Here is a 20,296-nt window from a genome sequence, read left to right on the forward strand (position 1 = left end):
ATGTTATAGTGTATGGAAAACCAACTATCCAATCATTTTCCCAAATCAAGACCACTTGATTTTCACTCCATAGGCGTGCTTCTTGCAAATTTATTTCAGGTGATAGATCATAATTTCCTGGATTCTCAGCACTTACTGTTTTCAAAGGCTCGTCAAAAGTCAAAAGCAAAATAGAATCCGATAGAAATAATAAAGAATCCAATTGTGACGGAATGACATCATACAAAAGGCTTGAGTTCAGGTTTTGAGAAATATTACCATTGCAATCTTCTACTGCATTGATAGTAATTTCATAAGTAATCTCATTTACCAATTCACTTGCCAGATTTAATTTGACTGTTTTATCAAACCCTTCTTCTATTAAAACTTCTGTAATTTCTATCACAGGTGTGAGAGAATATTCAGCATTTAATAATGAATGTAAATTCATCCTTTTGTCGAATTTGATTTCCAATTGAGTTGGGGAAGTATCTTTAAAAGAAATAATTTCAGGTGGTCTTCCAGTAAATTCTAAATCCAGAATACTGTTTTGATTTCCTGGAGTTCCTCCTTCATTAGCTTCAGATGCACGCCAGTTATTTTGGTCAAAACAGGCTAAATTTGGGTTTATAATTTCAATTGTATAGCCCCCATCTTTTTTCTCATCATCTTGATACCAACTTTTATCATACTCCAAACCATCCATTTGAATACCTTCAGGATTTTTGATAGTCACACTATCTCCACCATTATTGAGGGCCCGCCATGAAGAAGGAATGACAACTTCTCCAAATTCAGTATAGCCCTCTTCTGCTGATGCAGGCGCTAAAATTAGATATTCTCCAGGATATAAAATGTAAGAGGGCAATGTTCCAGAGGAAGAAGTATTATCCGAAATAGCCCAATCTTCTAAGTCTATAAATTTATCAGACCTATTATAGATTTCAATGAATTCTTCATCGGGCAAGCCCAAAACAGGAGTCGGATCAGGAAAAAATTCACTAACAATCACATCTCCTATTTCAGCTTCTTCGACTTCAAAGTAGAAAAATTCAATGCTATCACTTTCGGATAAATTATCTTCTATATCGGATATGTTTTCAAACATTAGAGAATAATCCAACCCACTTTCGAAGCTATTTTCAAAATTCAACCAGACGGTATCTTCATTATGCTGAATTGTGGTGGGTTGAATATCTCCTGGCGTCAATAAATAGTTATTAACATCACTAGCAGAAGCAGAAGTCACTTCTTCTGAAAAAACAATTTCAATCTCATTTGAGCTTAAAGTCTCATATTCCAAAATTTGCGGAGGAATAGTGTCAAAAACATAATCTCCCAAATAGACATTGTCAAAATAAAAGCTTGTGCTACGGCTGGAAGTGAAATAACAGATAAACCCTGTAGTTCCTGTTTCATTTAGGCTAGCTTCTGTTCCGTTGGCTACAGTAGTAAAGTTCTGGCCTTTGTTGGGGTCAACCCCAATTTCCCAATTCGCATCTGCATCTCTTCTAACTCGAATACGCACATCAAAAGCTGAGGCGAAATCGCCATCTCCTCCTCTGGCGATCAATTGTGTATTCTCACCATTTCTGTAAAAAAGACTGATTGCATCATCACTCCCATTTTCCCCTATCTCCAAATAATAGCCTTCCTGAATGCTGCCCGTATTCTCAAAATCACGTAAATCGGCTATGCTGCTTACTAAGTAAATTTCCACTTTATTGGAATTGGAAGGACTGAAATCCAACTTCACATCAAATCGCCATTCTTTTTTATCTAAATTTCCGTTTTCTGCTAAAGTGGATAAATAAGCAGGACGTAAGGAGTCTTCTTGAAAATGGAGTTGTAATTGAAAGGATTCATTTACGATAAAATCGTTGGTATCTCCTGTCCATTCGGGATTATGACTGAAATCACCATCAGAAAAGTCATCTTGTAGGTTTTGAGCGTTCAGGTTGAAATATGAACAGCAAAATAAAATACTCAGGGTCAGTAAGTTTTTTATCATAAGGTTTTGGCTTGGTTCTGTTTCAAATATACTATTTTTGCGTTTAAATAATAAAAACAAGCAGACTTCAACACTGCAAAGTACAAAAAGATTAAATTTTGTGATTATGAAAATAGCTGTTGTAGGCGCCACAGGCTTAGTGGGTGGTGAAATTTTAAAGGTTTTGGATGAGAGAAATGTCCAGTTTGATGAATTACTTTTAGTAGCTTCTGCTCGTTCTGCGGGCAAGAAGATAAGCTTTAAGGGTAAGGATTATACCGTTATCACCTTGGAAGAAGCCGTGGAAGCAAAACCTGACTTAGCTTTATTTTCAGCTGGAGGTGATACTTCATTAGAGTGGGCTCCAAAATTTGAAGAAATTGGGACTGTCGTAATTGACAACAGCTCGGCCTGGAGAATGAATGACCGCATCAAATTGATAGTGCCTGAAATCAATGGTCATGAGCTGAAAATTGATCATCGAATTATTGCCAATCCGAATTGCTCAACCATTCAGATGGTATTGGCCTTGGCTCCTTTGCATAAAAAATATAAAATGCAGCGAATCGTGGTTTCTACTTATCAATCCGTAACGGGTACAGGCAAAGCCGCAGTTGACCAGTTGATGGATGAAAGAGCTGGAAAAGAAGGTGAGAAAGTTTATCCACATCCAATAGATATGAATGCATTGCCGCATATAGATGTGTTTTTGGAAAATGATTACACCAAAGAGGAAATGAAAATGGTGAATGAAACCAAGAAAATCTTTAGTGATAATTCTATTGGTCTAACAGCAACTTGCGTTCGTTTGCCAGTTATGGGTGGACATTCAGAATCTGTAAATGTCACTTTCGAAAATGATTTTGATGTGGCTGAAGTAAAAGAAATTTTAGCAAATACTCCAGGAGTAGTTTTGCAGGATGACCCAAAAAACAATCTTTATCCATTGCCATTAAATGCTCATGGGAAAGATGAAGTTTTTGTGGGTAGAATTAGAAGAGATGAATCAGCTAAAAACACTTTGAATATGTGGATAGTAGCCGATAACTTGCGAAAAGGTGCTGCTACTAATGCAGTTCAGATTGCAGAATATATGATTGAACACAGTTTAGTTCATCCTTATGGAATTGAACGATAGAAATGAGAAAATTTGGAAATTTATAAAAGACCATGAGCAGGATAATCCTGCTCAATTGGTTTTAAAGCAAAAGCAATTTCCTGATTTACCCCTAAGAGAATTAGCATCACAAATTGCTTCCCGCCAAAAAGCAAAAACCAAATTACCCGAATGGTATGCTCAAAAAGTTTGGTTCCCGCCCAAGCTATCTTTGGAACAATGCAGTTCGGAAGCTACCGCCAAATTCAAAGCCAGTTTAATCTCAGGAAAAAGCTTTGCTGATTTAACAGGTGGTTTTGGAATTGATACTTATTACTTATCGCAAAACTTTTTAGAAAGCCATTATGTAGAACAACAGCAAGAGTTATGCGAATTGGCAAAGTATAATTTTGGAGTGCTCAAAAGTAATATTGAAGTTCACCATTTGCAATCCGAAGCATTTCTCGAAGATATTAAAAAGCCGTTAGATTGGATTTACCTTGACCCAGCAAGAAGAGGAGACCGTAATCAGAAAGTCTTTTTATGGGAAGACTGTAGTCCCAATTTGGTTAAGCTTTTGCCCTTGCTTTTTGAAAAGTCAAAGAACATCATCGTGAAGGCTGCCCCAATGCAGGACATCAGCAGGGCAATTGCAGAACTAGAAAATAAAATAAAAGCGGTTTACATCATAGAATGGCAAGGAGAGGTAAAAGAATTACTTTATGTTTTAAGTAAAGACACTGTTGAATATCCTGATATCCATGCAGTGCAATTATCTGATGCAGGAACACCCCACTTTTTATTTGTAGGCAATAAATTGACAGAAGCTGAAAGTTCTATCAATTATGAAATGCCTCAGCAGTATTTGTATGAGCCCTCACCTGCTATGATGAAAGCAGGCTTTTTCAAGCAATTGGCTCAAAAATTTCAACTCTCAAAGCTACATCCCAATACTCATCTTTTTACTTCCCATGAAATTAAAGAATACTTCCCTGGCAGGCTATTTAAAATAGTGAATCAGATTCCGGCTAAGAGGAAGGAATTAAAAAAGTATTTGCCTGAAATGAAAGCTAATTTAGCTAGCAGAAATTTCCCTATGCCCATTGCGCAGTTGAAGAAAAAACTGGGGTTAAAGGACGGTGGAGAGCATTACCTTTTTGCTACAACTTTAAAGAATGAGGAGAAGGTGATTTTGATTTGTGAAAAGGTGTAAAACAAGAAGCTCGAAGTCCGAAGTATGATAGAGTGGGCGGTGTGACCTCCAGAACTGCTAAAAGCTAATAAAAAAAGCTAAACCACAATAGAGATAATAGAAAACAAAAGGACAGCTATAGGCTGTGATTAATTTCAAGGTATGTGCTTAACAGCCAACCAAACCGCCATTACTGATCTAAGGAATTGTCAAGGTCAGACGGTAGTCAGACTGGATTGAGCCATAATAAAAACCTTAAGATTAGCAGCAATAAAAAAGGAATTCCATAATATTTCAAAACCTTGAGTCTATTGGGCGCATCGTTCCACCACAAGACCCACCATGGCTTGATATAGCCCAGAAAAAGGGGTAACCCGAAGCAAATCAAAATTAAATTAATATAATACAATTACTCATCCCGTTAAAACCTAAGAATATCGAAAAAGGAATTTTTACCTCAACAAAATTAAGCATTTGTCGGATATTTGTAATGGACAAATTTTTTAATATGATCACAATTGCAGAAAACAAGCAATATTCTTTAAAAGTAGATATTACTAAAAACAGAGCGTTCTTAAAAATCAATGGTTTTTGGAGAAATAAAGAAGATATTCCAGGCTATTTACAAGACTGGGATGAAGCATTAAATAAATTAACTAAAGACTTTACATTATTTACAGATGCCAGAGAAATGGTAATTCACCCTGGTGATGTAAGGGATGTGCACTCCAAAGCTCAGGAGAAAATTATTAAAGCCGGTGTAAAAAAGGTAGCAGAATTACACAAAACCAGTGTGGCAGAAATGCAACTAGACAGTGTATCCAGCGAAAGTGGAATGCCCAAGAAAAACTTTAATGATAAGCAAGAAGCCTTGAATTGGTTAGATGCTTAAAAGATGATTACAAAAAGAGCTCGAGAAACTCTCGAGTTTTTTCTATCTCTCCGCCAGATTAAACCCGAACCTTTCATTAAAACCAGCTATACCTTGCAAACCTCCGGAATGAATAGCCAGGATATGATCATCAGATGAGATATTATCTTTTTTCCATTCCATCATTAGTCCGTACATCATTTTACCAGTATAAACAGGATCCAGAGGAACCCCTGTCTTCTCATAGAATTCTGTAATAAAATCAATCAATTCATGCTTCCATTTGGCATAACCTCCGAAATGGTAGTTTGTGGTTAAGTTCCAATTATCATTATTTTTACCCACTAAATTTTTCAGTTCGTCTTTTACCCAATCTCCTTTTAAAACCGAAACCCCCAAAACTTTTTGGTGGTCAGATTTACCTTCTATTAAACCTGCCAGGGTCCCGCCTGTTCCAAAACATGCTGTTATCAAATTATAATGCTCAGGAATAAAATTATGAATTTCGGCAGTACCATTTAAAGCCAAGTCATTAGTTCCTCCTTCAGGAATTATAAATGGATTGTCATATTTTCTTTTCAGTTCATCTAAAAAATCATCTGTTTCTTTTTTTCTATAATCCTCTCTATCAATAAAATGAAGTTCCATGCCATATTTTTGCGCCAATTTCAAGCTTGGATTGTTTACTTTTTCTCCTCTAATTATTCCTATTGATTTAAAGCCACTTGATTTAGCCGAGATAGCAGTAGCTACTATATGATTTGAAAAAGCTCCGCCAAAAGTTAATATTTTTTTGTACCCGTTTTTTTCAGCTTCAATAAAATTATACTTGAGTTTAAAAAACTTATTTCCGGACGCTCCTTGATGGATTTTGTCTAATCTGAGTATATCAAATATCAATCCTGCAAATTGAACTCTTTGAATGGGTACATCCTCAGGTGAAAAGAATTTTTGGACAGACATAGAACTAATTTATGGGGATTTGGCTAAATTGTATTAGATACAACGCATTATTCTTAAAATTAAATTAAATTTTATGAAAAAGTATTATATATTTTTAATACTAATATCGGTGTTATTTTCATCCTGCATGAAATCCGTTTCTATTAATACTTTACGGCCAGCTGATATAAGTATTCCAAATGACATTCAATCGATAGTATTGGTTGACAGAACTGCATACGAAAAAGATGCTATCGGTATAATTGAAGGAATCATAACTGGAGAAGGAATCAATGAAGATCAAGATGGTGTGATGACCATGTTTTCCAGTCTGCAAAACAGTCTGCGCGTTTCCCCTCGGTTCGATGTTGTTTTGGCATCAGAAAGGTTAAGAGGCCAGAATATTTTAGGGTCTTTTCCTGAACCACTTGATTGGAGACAAATAGACCAACTAACCAGAAAATATAATACCGATGCTCTATTGGCTATAGAAATATTTGATAGCAACTTTATCGTGACCAACGGAAAAAGAAAAAGTACAAGGACGGTTGAAGATAAAGAGGGTAATAAAATTGAAGAGGAATATACAGAATTCTTTGCTGAAGGAGTGGGTAATACTAGAATAGGAATTCGATTGTATGATGCTAAAAACAGAACTGTGATTGATCAGGATATCTATACTCAAAATAAAACCTGGGAAGCTTCTGCCACAAGTTTAAAGGAAGCATTGGCAAAATTAGTTAGCAAATCACAGGCTACAAAGTATTTAGCACAATCGGTTGGAAATACTTACGCTGGCAAAATAGCTCCAATGCCGGTCAGGATTTCAAGAACTTATTATTCCAAGCCAAAAAAGAATGCTCATCTAAGTAAAGGTGCCAGACAAGCAGGCGTTAACCAATGGGAGTCTGCTATATCAACCTGGAAAACAGGATTAAGAAACACATCAGACAATAAAGTAAGCGGGAGAATGGCTTACAATATTGCCGTTGGATATGAAATTTTGGGAGACTTATTTTTGGCTCATGAATGGGCCGGAAAATCTTATGTTGATTATGGAAATAAGAAAGGTAGAAGTTATGCAAGTCAACTGAATAACCGCATGATTACGGAAGAAATATTGGATGAGCAATTACGCTTACCAGAACCAGAAACTCAAAATAACACTCAAAACAATACTCAATCCAAAGGAAAACAAGAAAAACCCACCATTAAAATTAAACTAAAAGAAAACTAATTAGGAACTACACTTCTTTGTCGGACAGCTTCGAAAATGGCAATAGCTCCAGAAACTGAAACATTTAAAGAAGCAATTTTTCCTGTGGTTGGGATTTTTGCTAAAAAGTCGGCTATTCGAATTAAATCATTACTGATACCATCTTCCTCAGATCCTAAAATAATGGCTAAGGGTTGTGCCATAGGCGTATCATAAATTAAATCCTTTCCTTTTTCCGTACAGGCCACGACCTGCAAGCCACTTTTTTGCAAATATTCAACAGTACCTTTCAAACTATTTTCTCTACAAACCGGAATATAATGTAGAGCTCCGGCAGAAGTTTTGACCGCATCAGAGTTTATTTGCGCACTTCCTTTAAATGGAATCACAATTGCATCAACTCCAGCGCATTCTGCTGAACGGGCGATGGCACCAAAATTTCTAACATCTGTAACCCTATCCAAAATTAAAATTAATGGATCTTTACCTTTTGCGTAAGCTTCATTTATGACATTATCCAAGGAAGCATAACTCACAGCAGAAACCATCGCAATTACACCCTGATGATTTTTCATCGTAATGCGATTTAATTTTTCAATAGGAACTTTGGTGAAAGGAACTTTTTGTTCTTTGCATAAATCCATCAACTCTGCTACCAATTCATTCCGAACATCCTTCTGAATATAAATATTATCCATCTCCTTACCGGAATGAATGGCTTCTATGACTGCACGGGTGCCGAAAATATAGTCTTTATCGTTAAGTTTAGGTCTTTTTTGAAATCCTGTCATAGTCTTAAATATTATAAGGCAAAATTCTTAATCTAATTCGGGAAAAGCTAATATTTTGGGTTTTTTAGAAAAGCAAAAAAGGCTTTTTCAAATCAATGAAAAAGCCTTCTTATTTATTAAAAACGAATATCAATTATTTATTTCCACCTGCTCTGATCATGGCACAACGGAAACCTATAGTGGCAGTTGCAGAGTCTTGCTCAATAAATCTTCTAGTTCCAGGAGATAACCAATAAGCAACATCTGCCCAAGACCCACCTTTGTAGACTCTAATATTATCATTTATTAATGAATTGATCGCATTTGGATCAGTTGCACCATTATCATAATCTCTTTGAGGGTCTAAACTTCCATCTCTTCTTACAGGATTTAAGTCCTCAAAATCTTGGAATGATAGGGGACGGTATAAATCCCAAACCCACTCGTTAACGTTTCCGGCCATATTATAAAGGCCATAATCGTTTGGAGGATAATTGTAAATATAATCAGTAACAAAAGCACCATCATTCAATTTTCCAGCTATACCACCATAGTCACCACGACCTCTTTTAAAGTTGGCTAAGAAATAACCCATTTCTTTTCCATATGGATTTCTTAAGGAGTGACCATCCCATGGGTAAATTCTTTTGTAAAGTTGAACTTCATCTACCCATTGAGTACCAATAAGTGCAGTTGCAGCATATTCCCACTCAGCTTCTGTTGGCAAACGATAATCCGGTAAAACAACTCCTGTTTCCAATGGAATTCTACCACCAGATTCTGCAGGAACTTCAATCCCAGCTTCTTCAGCTAATTTATAATTTACCATTACTGATCTCCACTTTGCATATTCAGTGGCTTGTTCCCAGCTAACCCCAACAACTGGGTGATATCTAAAGCCTGGGTATCTTAAATAGTGATCAACATAAGGATCATTATAAGCTAATTTTTTAGCCCATACAGTAGTGTCTGGTTTAACAGACTCATAATAATCTCTTGATGAATCTAATTTCACATAATGTAAGAACTCTAACCAGTGGATGTTGGCTACCTCTGTTTCATCCATATAGAATGAAGAAACAGTAACAGTTCTCTCAATATTATCTCTTGTATGAAGGATGTCTTCTTCAAATGAACCTAAAACTGTTCTACCACCTTCAATATAAACTAAGTTAGGACCATCAGGCTGACCGCGAAATTCAGCTACCTGAAAGCCTTCTTCGCTATTATATTCTAAACCTGTAGTCGTACTTAATACTCCCGGGCCTTTGGCTGTCGGGTTGCCACTGCCGCAAGCAAACAATATAGCTATTGCAAATGCAAGCATGGCATGTTGGATTCTAAACACACACTTTTTCATATCCTGTTATTGTATTCGTTTAATATACACTGTTTAATTACTTATATATCAATGCAATATATAAATAATTGGTAAATATAAGCTTACCAAACACTAAATTCAACTATTAAAATGAAATTTTAAAGTATTTTAATACAAATTCGACCAATATGTAATAATTTTAAATCAGTTACACTAAAACGTCTGTCGGATTTCTTTTATTGCTTCATTCTTCCGCCCACACTTTAGTCCCTTCCGTGCAATTTGTACAAATATCGATTTCACTTCTGGATTTTAAAAGCTTATTTCTAAAATCCTGATATGCATTTCCATTCCAGATGGAAGCAAAGCTTTCTTGATTTAAATTCCCAAACTGATGGCTGGCGTCTTTATCGAAACAACAAGGTACAACTTTTCCGTCCCAGGTTACTACACAGCTATGCCACATCTTCCAACATTGGTTTAGTAATTTATTTTTAATGGCATAGTAACCATTTTCCATGATTTTATAGCGACTATATTTTTGATTCTCTGGTATGAGCGGAGAGCCATTTTTATAGTCATAAATTTGAGCAGTTTTTAACTTTACTTCATCTACTCCTAATTCATCAGCTAGTTTATAGATTTGTGGAATATCTTGCTCGTTAGGTTTTACGACCAAAAACTGAAATATAATATGAGGAGTATTGGATTTTAGTTGCTTCTTCCATTTTACCACATTTCGAGTGCCCTCTAAAACCTTTTCCAACTTTCCCCCAATTCTGTAGGACTCATAAGTTTCTTGAGTTGCGCCATCAATGGATATAATCAATCGATCTAAACCGCTCTCTACTGTTTTTTTAGCTACATCCTCATCCAAAAAATGTGCATTAGTAGAAGTAGCAGTATAAATATTATGCTTAGAAGCAATTTTGACTAAATCCAGAAAATTTTTATTAACATAAGGCTCTCCTTGAAAATAAAACAGCATATATATTAAATGCTCCTTCAATTGTAAGAGCATATTTTCAAAAGTTTCTGCTTTTAACATCCCAACAGGACGGGAAAATGAACGCAAACCGCTGGGGCATTCCGGGCATCGTAAGTTGCAAGAGGTTGTGGGCTCGATTGCAATGGAAATAGGCTTGCCTTTATGTTTAGAAATACCTGCATTTTTGGATTGATGATAGCTCCACCACAATGAAAAGGTATTCATTGTTTTTTTAAATGTTAACTTTTTCAGTAGATTCAGGCTATCTTTAAAATGCATATTTTAATAATGATGCTCAACGCAAAAACGAACTTAATAAATCCCCATGAACTTTAAAGCAATCCTTCGATTAATTCCCTGGATAATTGTATTAGTCCTTTTAGTTTTTCTATGGCTTAAAAGATTGGGGAATATTACCACTCCGGAAAGAACTCAATTTGAAAGCACATTAGTGCTGCAAGAGATCGAAAAGCTGGGTAAATTAGAATTGGTGAAGTACAATTATAAAGAAGTAGTTGAAATGGAGAATGTAGCCAAACGCTATCTGGATTTAGGCTATTTTTATATACCAGGAGGGCAGGATCAGAAGGCCATTTTAATAGCTCAAGGGGAGGCAGTTGCTTGTATTGATTTACAAAAAATCAAAAAAGAAGATATTGAGTTAAGGCAAGATACTTTAATTGTAAATCTACCACAGCCTGAAATTTGTTATTATAAAGTAAATTTACAGAACAGTAAATTTTATGATTTGAAAACTAGCACGGACAATAAAAAAGCAGCCGAATTTGTGGATGAAGTTTATGCTAAAGCTGAGGCACAAATTAAGGAAGCGGCTCTCCAGTCAGGAATATTGGCAGATGCAAAGAGCATGAGCAGTAGTGTATTAAAACCCTTTTTAGAAAATATAACCGGGGTAACTGTTATTCTTAATTTTTCCGAAAAACCAGAGGCTATTCGCTTTGAGCTTGAATAATATGTTCAAGCATAAACTCTCTCGAGTGCCTTGCAAAAGGTATTTACTTCTTCTATTGTTCCGGTGCTAATTCTAGCCCAATCATACATTGGAGGAAATGGTCGGCCAATTGCAACACCTTCATTCATCATTTTTGCGCTTAGATCATTGATATGTTTATTGGATTGAAAGAATACAAAATTGGTATGAGATTCCATATACGAAAGCTTAAGTGAATCAAGGGTTTTATAAATTAAAGATTTTGCTTCCTGATTTTTACTGATACTAAATTTATAAAACTCATCATCTTTTAAGGCTTCATTAGCCGCAGCAATTGCTAATACATTAGTCATGGCCATAACATTTCGCTTTAGTCTGTCGGCAATGTCTGGTCTGGCTATTAAATATCCAATTCTAATTCCTGCTAAGCCATATACTTTGGAGAATGTTTTAGACACAATTACATTTTTCCCTTCTTTAACAAGTTCAACCATAGAAGGGTATTCCGGGTCAGTTATATAATCGTAATAAGCCTCATCACTAAAAATAACAGCTTTATCTTCAAGAGAATTGCAAAAATCTTTAAGCTTATTTTTATCCAATAATGTGCCGGTAGGGTTATTAGGGTTACAGATAAATATTAATCGGGTTTTACTAGTAACCCTGTTGGCCATTGCTTCCAAATCGTGTTCTAACTTATCATTAACAGGAACACGATGAACATAGGCACCAAAGTTTTCAGAATAATTTAACATGGCCTGAAAGGTAGGGTCTGCAGCAATTATTTCTCCACCACCTAAGCCGTAGGTTAATCCACTTGCTTTTAGTCCTTCCGTTGAACCACCGGTTACTACTACACAGTTTTCAGGAACGCCTTCTTTTTCGGCTATATTCTTTACTAATTCTTTAAGATAAGCATAAGGATATCGACAGGCATAATCAAATGATGCTGTAATTGCCTTTCTAACTTTTTGTGAAGGGCCATATGGGTTTTCATTTGAAGTTAAACTAACGAGTCTAGATTTTGGTAGGTAAACAGAATTAGTGGTGCTTTTTGAGATTAATTCTGTGGGGTTGATAAAGGCCATAGTACTGGCTAGCCCTATTGATTTGAGCCATTGTCTTCTGTCAATATTTTTCATTACATATAGAATTAGTTATTCTAAATATAGTAAAAAATCTAAATAATTGACATTGAGAGAGATATATAAATTTTCTTTTAGAGAGAATGCAAGCAACCGCTCTAAAAGAAAACTTTTGATAGCTTACCTCTCTAAAAATTCACCAAGTAATGATCCGCCTTCTTTTCTGGAATTTTTACTGTAAGGTGCAATTGCTTGTATCAGCTTTCTAATAGGCATTGATTGGAGCCAAACTTTCCCGGTTCCTTTTAAAGTGGCAAGGAATATTCCTTCTCCACCGAAAAGCATTGATTTAATACCTCCGCTTGTTTGTATGTCAAAATCTAAAGATGATTCATAAGCCACCACACAGCCTGTATCTACTTTTAAAGTTTCATTATTTAATTGTTTTTCTATTACTGTTCCTCCTGCATGAACAAAAGCTAAGCCATTTCCTGAAAGCTTTTGTAAAATAAAACCTTCGCCACCTAATAAGCCTGAGCCAATTTTTCTATTTAATGTGATCGAAACTTTAGTGCCCATGGCAGCGCATAAAAAGCCATCTTTTTGTACTATTACTTCATTATTATAGTGATTCTTTAAATCCAGCGCAATGACAGTTCCGGGGTAAGGTCCTGCAAAAGCCACATGTGCTTTGCCATTTCCTTGGTGGGTAAAATGGGTCATAAACAAGGACTCTCCAGTGAAAATTCTACTTCCTGCAGACATTAATTTGCCTAAAAAGCCTTCATTAGGATTAGAACCATCGCCCATTTTGGTTTCAAAGAAAATAGACTCATCCATATAAACCATTGCGCCTGCTTCGGCTATCACGGTTTCTTGTGGATCCAACTCAATTTCAACTAATTGAACCCCATCTCCTAATATTTTGTAATCTACTTCGTGTGATTGTGGATGCATAATTTTAAAGTTTATGAATTTGATATAAAAAGAATATTAAGAATTAATTCAACAAAAGCATTAATGTACCCAGCCTAACTCGACTCTTCAGCATTACTACTAATTACCAGCAGGAGATCACGGATAATTTTATTTTTTTGATAAAATAAAAAATAAATTTCCGAGATGACGCTCTGATGTTATTTAGTGCGTTTAGTCTGATAGGTTTATGAAGCTAAAGTAATAAATTATTCATAAACTAATTCCATTTGCACTCTTCTGTTTGTAGCTCTGAATTTGTTTTATAATTGGGGGCTGTATAGTTTACTTTTGAGACTTTTAATTTTAAAAAAATCTGAACGACTTACATACTCGTTAGTTAGAATATGAAAGGTTTAAAATAATTTTATTATGAAAAATTTTACAAAAGTAGTTTTAGTTTTAATTATCTCAGTACAAATGGCCTGTAACAAATCCGAACCTCAAAGTCAAAAAATTGAATATGACACTTTAACGGTAACAGCTACAGCCTATAATTCTGTGGAGGCACAAACTAAAGAAGGTAATCCTGCTCTTGCCGCTTGGGGAGATACGTTGAAGCCTGGTATGAAAGCCATTGCAATTTCAAGAGACTTTTTGAAAGAGAATTTAATAGGTCATAATTCAGAAGTCAAAATAGAAGGACTAGAAGGGACTTATATTGTGAAAGACAAAATGAATAAAAGATGGACTCGAAAAATTGATATTTATATGGGTGTTGATGAAGAAGCCGCAAGAAATTGGGGTAAACAAGAAGTTGAGATTTATATTCCTAAGAAAGAAGAAAAGGAAACACAAGAATAGACAAACTAAGATCACCACTCATTTCTAATATTAAAGCGTAGGTAATGAAAATTGTCTACGCTTTTTTATTTATAAAAAATTGAATTTTATCGGTATGGTTATATGAATTTAATTTTTGTATATTTTCAATATTATCAAATCATTAACATTCAATAATTACTTCGATAAACAAATACAACTTGCTTTATTTGCATCTGAAAATTGTAAGAACTATAAATCAACCAAGAGAAGTTGTGGGGTTTAAAGGGTTGATAAAATTGTACTAAACCAACTTAACTATATTACTATGCAAACTAAAGTTAAAACCCAAAACTTCATCAGAAGCATAATGTTTCTGTTTTTTATGGGATTAATTTATCCTTCAGAAGCACAAATACCATCAGGTTATTATGATGGGGCAAACGGAAAAACAGGATCACAACTCAAGGCAGCTCTTAATGATATTATAAGTGGCCATACTACTTATCCCTATAGCAGCTCAAGCACAGATGTATGGGACATTTTAAAAGATGCAGATAAAGACCCGAATAATCCAGCTAATGTAATTGGAATATATTCGGGTTTTTCAATGGATGCTGCCGCAGAATATAATAATGGAGATGGCTGGAATAGAGAACATGTTTGGGCCAAATCCAGAGGTGACTTTGGCACTATGGAAGGTGCAGGTACAGATTGCCATCATTTAGCGGTAGCTGATATTTCTACTAACAGTGCCAGAGGTAATATGAATTTTTCTTATGGAGACACCTACTATACCGATACTCAAGGGTTTTATTCAGGAAGCACATTATCCAAAATCAGCAGTACTGAAGATGTTTGGGAACCCCGTGATGAGGTAAAGGGGGATGTAGCACGTATGCTCTTTTATATGGCCACTCGCTATGAAGGAGAAAATGGTGAAATTGATCTTGAATTAACAGAGACGCTTTTATCAGGTACTGATAAGTCTCCCTACCATGGAAAGCTTTCCGTATTATTGGAATGGCATCAACAAGATCCTGTAAGCGCTGCTGAAATTCAAAGAAATGATATCATCTATAGTTATCAGAATAACAGGAATCCATTCATTGATCATCCTGAATATGTTTGTGAAATTTATAGCTGTTCTACTTCAGGCGGAAACAACGCACCATACTTTACTTCGAGCCCTGTAACATCAGTAGTAGCTGGAAGTAATTATTCGTATTCTATAACGACTACCGATCCTGAAGGAGATAATGTAAACATTTCAGCTACAACCCTTCCTACTTGGATGAGCTTTACAGATAATGGAAATGGGACTGCAGTAATTAGTGGCAGTACACAAACGTCTGGCGATTACTCTGTTTCGCTAAATGTTTCTGATGGATCAGCAAGCAATACGCAAAACTTTACCGTAAGTGTAACAAGTTCAGACGGAGGTACCGGTACAGCCAGTGAGCTAATTTTCTCAGAATATATTGAAGGTTCTTCTTACAATAAAGGATTAGAAATTGCCAATTTTACTGGCTCACTTGTTGATCTCTCAGTTTATTCTATAATGAAACAAACCAATGGTTCCGGCTCATGGTCTGACGAACTAAACTTGAGTGGTTCTATTACCAGTGGAGATGTATTTGTGATAGTCAATTCAAATGCTGCTTCAGATATGCAGGCCGATGCAGATTTAATTACAAGCAGTTCTGTAATGTCATTTAATGGAAATGACCCTATAGGATTATTTAAAAACGGACAACTAATTGATGTAATAGGCAATTTTAATAGCACTTCATATTTTGGACAAAATACCACTTTAGTAAGAAGTGAAACGGTAGCGGAACCTAATACAACTTATTCTACTTCAGAATGGGATGGATACGCATCTGATACCTTTAGCTATTTAGGAAGTCATACTATTTCCGGCACTGGAACAGAAGACACAGAAGCTCCTTCAATTCCTTCAAATATACTGGTAAGTAATGTAACCGAAACTTCTTTTGACTTAAGCTGGGATCCATCCACAGACAATATAGGAGTAGATCAATATGTAATTTATTTAAATGGTAGTTTTTACGCTAATTCTAGTTCTACAACTGCAACTTTAAATGGATTATCTGCTTCAACGAATTATGTGGCAAGCATTTCTGCGCAAGATGCAGCTGGGAATGAATCTGCCCAAAGCACGAATGTAGGGGTAACTACTTCTGCTGCCTCTCCAAGTATAGATTGCCAAAGCACTATTAATTTATTTCCTTATCAGCAAGGTTTTGAAACAGGTAATGACTGGATTCAGTCTACATCTGATAATTTTGATTGGACAGTAAACTCAGGAGGGACAGGCTCTTCAAATACAGGCCCATCTGCTGCTATTGAAGGAAGTAGTTATTTTTATGTAGAATCTTCAAGTCCGAATTATTCATACAAAACAGCTACTATTGAAAGTCCATGTTTTGATTTAAGCAATGAAAGCTATGCGGCATTTAGTTTTAATTATCATATGTATGGTGCCAGCACTATGGGCTCTTTAAGCTTAGAAATCACCACGGATGGAGATAATTGGGTCTCTTTATGGTCAAAATCTGGGAATCAGGGCACTGAATGGCTAGTTGAAAATATAGATTTATCAGTCTATTTGGGAAAGACAATAAAATTAAGATTTGTAGGTCAAACAGGCGATACCTGGCAAGGAGATATGGCCATTGATAAGTTGGAATTAAAAAATGCACAACCTCCTGTTGAAACCACTCTTAATTTATCTTTAACTTTTGATAACTATCCAGAGGAAACAACCTGGGAAATTGTAGAGGGTTCAACGGTAATTGCTTCAGGAGGCCCTTATGGAAATTACTCAGATGGAAGTACTATTGATGTTTCCATTACGGTTCCGGAAGGCTGTTATGATTTCAATATTTATGATAGTTACGGAGATGGAATTTGCTGTTCTTATGGCAATGGTTCTTATGTTTTAAGTGAAGGGAATAATGTCTTTGCATCAGGAGGAAGTTTTGGAAGTGGGGAAAGCACTAGCTTTTGTGTAGGCAGTAATTTAAGAAGCTTGGCTAATACTGAAAGCATTTCTTCAGAAATTGAAGCTGGTGGATTTAATGTTTATCCAAACCCGGCTATTACGGAAATAAAAATATTTACTGGAAAAATGGAAGCGACTGCTTATCAAATCATTTCGCTTTCTGGAAAAATAGAACAGAGTGGGGGGTTGAATGCAAAATCCAGCACTATTGATGTGACAAATTTAAAATCAGGACTTTATATTTTAAAAGTTCGTGATTCAGAAAATGTGGTAGTAAGGAAAATAATGGTCAAATAATTCCTAAAAAATAATCCCAAGAGCTGTTTAGGGCGCTTGGGATTATTTTACTCTTCCTCGTCTTTATTTTTTATATCCTTAATATCTTCCCTATCCTTTAGCTTTTTATCTTCCACTTCCTTATTCAGGAATTGGTTGATTCTATCAATATCAAAGCTAGTTTGAATTTCTCCGAAGGAATCGATTTTTACGTCAAAGCCTTCTAGCTTAGGGTTAACACTAGGTTTCTTTTGTTTTTTATTATCGTCTTTTTTTTTAGGCATTATTCAGAAATTTGATCCTTTAGCTTATCTAACGCTAAACGAATCCTTTCTGTTATTTCTTCTTTGCCTAATATTTCAATAATCTCCATTAAATCAGGGCCTCCGGCTTCTCCTGTGATGCTGACTCTAAGTGATTGCATCACTTTTCCCATTCCAATTCCTTCTTGCTCCAACACAGCAGCAAAAGTTGCTTTAGCATTTCCTGCATCTAGATGATCCACTTTTTCTAATGCATAAGCATATAAACTTAAAGCTTTATCAACCTCTGCATTCCACTTTTTCCTGACTACTTTCTCATCATAACTATCAGGCTTGGTGAAAAAGTATTGACCTTGAGTCCAAAACTCAGTCGGGAAAGTCACTCTTTCCTTTAAAGCATGAACAATGCGTTCCAGTTTTTCCTGAGAAACCTCTAATCCATTCGCTTCTACATCCTTTTTAAGATATTCCGCTAATTCTTGATTTGATTTATTTTTGAGGTATTGCTCATTGAACCACTTTGCTTTATTGATATCAAATTTAGCACCCGCTTTACCTATTCGTTCTAAAGTGAATTCCTTGATTAATTCCTCCACATTGAAAAGTTCTTGCTCACTACCCGGGTTCCAGCCTAAGAATGCCAGGAAGTTCAAAAGTGCATCTGGAAGATAGCCTTCTTCTTTAAAACCAGCTAAAAGTTCGCCTGAAGCAGGGTCTTTCCATTCCATTGGGAAAATAGGGAAGCCGTGCTTTTCGGCATCACGCTTACTTAATTTTCCATTGCCATCGGGCTTTAACAATAAAGGCAAATGAGCAAATTCAGGCATTGTATCTTCCCAACCAAAGAATTGATAAAGCAAAACATGTAAAGGAGCTGATGGGAGCCATTCTTCTCCTCGAATTACGTGTGTGATGCCCATCAAATGGTCATCTACCACATTAGCCAAATGGTAAGTAGGCATTCCATCTGATTTCATTAAGATTTTATCGTCTATCTGAGTGGAATGCACCATTACCCAACCTCTTACTTTATCATTTAAGCGTACCTCTTCTTTTCTGGGTACTTTTAAACGAATCACATAAGGTTCGCCTGCATCCAATTTTTCTTTAACTTCTTCTTTAGATAAAGTCAAAGAGTTTTTCATTTGCAAACGCGTAATGGCATTGTACTGAGGAGTATCGACTCTAGCTGCTTTTAGTCGCTCACGCATTTCATCCAATTCTTCGGAAGTATCAAAAGCATAGTATGCCTTATCATCGTCTAATAATTGCTGTGCGTATTTACCGTAAATTTCTTTACGCTCGCTTTGCCTGTAAGGACCACACTCATCTGCATCATTCCACGGACTTTCATCAGGAGTGATATTTAACCAATCTAAAGTTCTTTTGATGTAATCCTCGGCTCCATCTACATAGCGATTTTGATCAGTATCCTCAATTCTTAAGATAAATTGACCACCTTCTTTTTTAGCAAAAAGGTAATTATATAAAGCCGTTCTGACTCCTCCTATGTGGAGTGGACCCGTAGGACTTGGGGCAAAACGTACACGTACAGCTTGACTCATGAGATTCTTTTTTTATTGCAAATTGGGCTGCAAAATTAATGAATTAAGTTGAAAAGTTGCGTAAGATGTAACTTATGTCCAGTGAAAGTTTAATGAAATGTAAAAATAGTTATTTGTTTTCCCTTGCATTTTGCCTCACCCATTCAATATAGTCTGTTTTTGGAATTTCAGTTAGGCCAAGTTGACGCATCATCATCACCACTTGTCCGCGGTGATAATTGCCGTGAGTAAAGACTGTTTGGGCAATTTCACGAAAAGGAATTGAATAATTTTCGCCTTTATGATCAAATTGAAGCTTTTGTTCTAAATCTGTGGCATCTACAAAGCTTTTAAATGCTACAGAGGTTTTTTGCCATGATTCGAACAGCTCATAAGGCGTACCTGAAAAATTAGTGATTTCTGATACTTCCCATCCTTTACCTTGAAGACGCGAAAGCCAACCCATTTCAGCCATCCAAAGGTGAGAAACGGTTTTCATGATACTTGGAAAGCTAGCTTCGATATTTTGATTTAGTAATTCTTCATTAAGCTGTGATAGGCTTTCAATTATCTTATTGTTTGCCCAAATGTTATAGTGAGCAAAATCTATGTAGGGTTGGTTCATACTAATGTTTATTCAGAAATTTAAGTTAAAATAACTAAGAAAAAAATATAATTCTAATGTAAAGAGAATCTTTAAATAATCTATTTTCTTTAACGTAAATCTGCCTTTTCTTTTAATAATTGAGCTATTAATTCACCAATATTTTCACTAGCTCTCCGACATTTATTTTGAACTACCTTTCCATTCCAATCAATTAATATACTATGGGGTATAGCCTGAATACCAAAATCTTTTTGAAGCTTATTATTCCAGTTTCCATTTGCATATAAATTAATGGTTTTTAGATTATACTTCTTCAAATATGCTTTCCACTTTTTTATTTCGGAATCAATACAGATATTGACAATTTCAACTGGCTCATCTTTATATTTTTCAACCAATTCATTTTCATATGGGAATTCCTTGATACAGGGTTTACACC

Annotated in this window: 18 protein-coding genes; 7 read left to right on the plus strand and 11 right to left on the minus strand. The window is 35.6% G+C overall.

Annotated features, from left to right (window positions below):
- On the minus strand, positions 1-1,990 hold a 1,990-nt coding region (locus Q0L29_RS03675), incomplete at its 3' end, for a lamin tail domain-containing protein (protein ID WP_296619185.1).
- Between the two features lie 106 nt (positions 1,991-2,096).
- Here Q0L29_RS03675 and Q0L29_RS03680 point away from each other — a divergent pair.
- The 3 genes from Q0L29_RS03680 to Q0L29_RS03690 all read left to right on the plus strand — a co-directional run bounded on the left by Q0L29_RS03680 (position 2,097) and on the right by Q0L29_RS03690 (position 5,149).
- On the plus strand, positions 2,097-3,107 hold the full coding sequence (locus Q0L29_RS03680) for an aspartate-semialdehyde dehydrogenase (protein WP_296619187.1): 1,011 nt from the start codon (positions 2,097-2,099) through the stop codon (positions 3,105-3,107).
- A complete protein-coding gene (locus tag Q0L29_RS03685; protein ID WP_296619189.1) occupies positions 3,091-4,278 on the plus strand; it encodes a hypothetical protein in 1,188 nt (395 codons plus the stop codon). The genes Q0L29_RS03680 and Q0L29_RS03685 overlap by 17 nt, the downstream gene beginning before the upstream one ends.
- Positions 4,279-4,747: 469 nt before the next feature.
- Positions 4,748-5,149 carry a hypothetical protein gene (locus Q0L29_RS03690; protein WP_296619191.1) on the plus strand — a complete coding sequence of 134 codons (402 nt, stop codon included), beginning with the start codon at positions 4,748-4,750 and terminating at the stop codon, positions 5,147-5,149.
- Between the two features lie 42 nt (positions 5,150-5,191).
- Here Q0L29_RS03690 and Q0L29_RS03695 read toward each other — a convergent pair whose 3' ends face one another.
- Positions 5,192-6,091 (minus strand): 1-aminocyclopropane-1-carboxylate deaminase/D-cysteine desulfhydrase, encoded by a 900-nt coding sequence (locus Q0L29_RS03695; RefSeq protein ID WP_296619193.1) that lies wholly within the window; start codon positions 6,089-6,091, stop codon positions 5,192-5,194.
- A 73-nt stretch (positions 6,092-6,164) separates the two neighbouring features.
- Between Q0L29_RS03695 and Q0L29_RS03700 the strand changes: the two genes are divergently transcribed.
- The gene (locus Q0L29_RS03700) at positions 6,165-7,307 is read left to right on the plus strand and encodes a DUF6340 family protein (RefSeq protein ID WP_296619194.1); all 1,143 of its coding nucleotides are present in this window, start codon (positions 6,165-6,167) and stop codon (positions 7,305-7,307) included.
- Here Q0L29_RS03700 and rlmB read toward each other — a convergent pair.
- From rlmB to Q0L29_RS03715, 3 genes are all read right to left on the minus strand, one after another.
- Positions 7,304-8,077, minus strand: a complete 774-nt coding sequence (gene rlmB, locus Q0L29_RS03705; RefSeq protein WP_296619197.1) for a 23S rRNA (guanosine(2251)-2'-O)-methyltransferase RlmB — start codon at positions 8,075-8,077, stop codon at positions 7,304-7,306. The genes Q0L29_RS03700 and rlmB overlap by 4 nt on opposite strands.
- A gap of 133 nt (positions 8,078-8,210) precedes the next feature.
- On the minus strand, positions 8,211-9,416 hold the full coding sequence (gene gldJ, locus Q0L29_RS03710) for a gliding motility lipoprotein GldJ (RefSeq protein WP_296619199.1): 1,206 nt from the start codon (positions 9,414-9,416) through the stop codon (positions 8,211-8,213).
- A gap of 205 nt (positions 9,417-9,621) precedes the next feature.
- Positions 9,622-10,590, minus strand: a complete 969-nt coding sequence (locus tag Q0L29_RS03715; protein WP_296619202.1) for an SPASM domain-containing protein — start codon at positions 10,588-10,590, stop codon at positions 9,622-9,624.
- Between the two features lie 100 nt (positions 10,591-10,690).
- On the opposite strand from Q0L29_RS03715, the gene Q0L29_RS03720 reads away from it, so the two are divergent.
- On the plus strand, positions 10,691-11,338 hold the full coding sequence (locus tag Q0L29_RS03720) for a DUF4230 domain-containing protein (protein ID WP_296619203.1): 648 nt from the start codon (positions 10,691-10,693) through the stop codon (positions 11,336-11,338).
- Positions 11,339-11,343: 5 nt separating this feature from the next.
- Here the strand turns inward: Q0L29_RS03720 and Q0L29_RS03725 are convergent, their stop codons facing one another.
- Both Q0L29_RS03725 and Q0L29_RS03730 read right to left on the minus strand, forming a co-directional pair.
- Entirely contained in the window at positions 11,344-12,459 is a 1,116-nt protein-coding gene (locus tag Q0L29_RS03725) for a histidinol-phosphate transaminase (RefSeq protein WP_296619206.1), read from the minus strand.
- A gap of 123 nt (positions 12,460-12,582) precedes the next feature.
- Positions 12,583-13,359 (minus strand): TIGR00266 family protein, encoded by a 777-nt coding sequence (locus tag Q0L29_RS03730; RefSeq protein ID WP_296619208.1) that lies wholly within the window; start codon positions 13,357-13,359, stop codon positions 12,583-12,585.
- A 390-nt stretch (positions 13,360-13,749) separates the two neighbouring features.
- Here Q0L29_RS03730 and Q0L29_RS03735 point away from each other — a divergent pair, with 390 nt between their 5' ends.
- Together Q0L29_RS03735 and Q0L29_RS03740 are read left to right on the plus strand one after the other, a co-directional pair.
- Positions 13,750-14,181 (plus strand): hypothetical protein, encoded by a 432-nt coding sequence (locus Q0L29_RS03735; protein WP_296619209.1) that lies wholly within the window; start codon positions 13,750-13,752, stop codon positions 14,179-14,181.
- A 286-nt stretch (positions 14,182-14,467) separates the two neighbouring features.
- Positions 14,468-17,464: an endonuclease gene (locus Q0L29_RS03740; protein WP_296619211.1), complete on the plus strand. Its 2,997-nt coding sequence runs from the start codon at positions 14,468-14,470 to the stop codon at positions 17,462-17,464.
- Positions 17,465-17,511: 47 nt separating this feature from the next.
- On the opposite strand, the gene Q0L29_RS03745 is transcribed toward Q0L29_RS03740, so the two are convergent.
- The 4 genes from Q0L29_RS03745 to Q0L29_RS03760 all read right to left on the minus strand — a co-directional run.
- Positions 17,512-17,727: a hypothetical protein gene (locus Q0L29_RS03745; RefSeq protein ID WP_296619212.1), complete on the minus strand. Its 216-nt coding sequence runs from the start codon at positions 17,725-17,727 to the stop codon at positions 17,512-17,514.
- A complete protein-coding gene (gene gltX, locus Q0L29_RS03750; protein WP_296619214.1) occupies positions 17,727-19,271 on the minus strand; it encodes a glutamate--tRNA ligase in 1,545 nt (514 codons plus the stop codon). The genes Q0L29_RS03745 and gltX overlap by 1 nt, the downstream gene beginning before the upstream one ends.
- A 109-nt stretch (positions 19,272-19,380) precedes the next feature.
- Positions 19,381-19,875 (minus strand): DinB family protein, encoded by a 495-nt coding sequence (locus tag Q0L29_RS03755; protein ID WP_296619215.1) that lies wholly within the window; start codon positions 19,873-19,875, stop codon positions 19,381-19,383.
- Between the two features lie 89 nt (positions 19,876-19,964).
- Positions 19,965-20,296, minus strand: a 332-nt coding sequence (locus Q0L29_RS03760) for a TlpA disulfide reductase family protein (RefSeq protein WP_296619217.1), incomplete at its 5' end; no start/stop codon positions are given.

Origin of the sequence: Marivirga sp. (genome assembly GCF_024636815.1) — a bacterium.
In the GTDB taxonomy this organism is placed as follows: Bacteria; Bacteroidota; Bacteroidia; order Cytophagales; family Cyclobacteriaceae; genus Marivirga.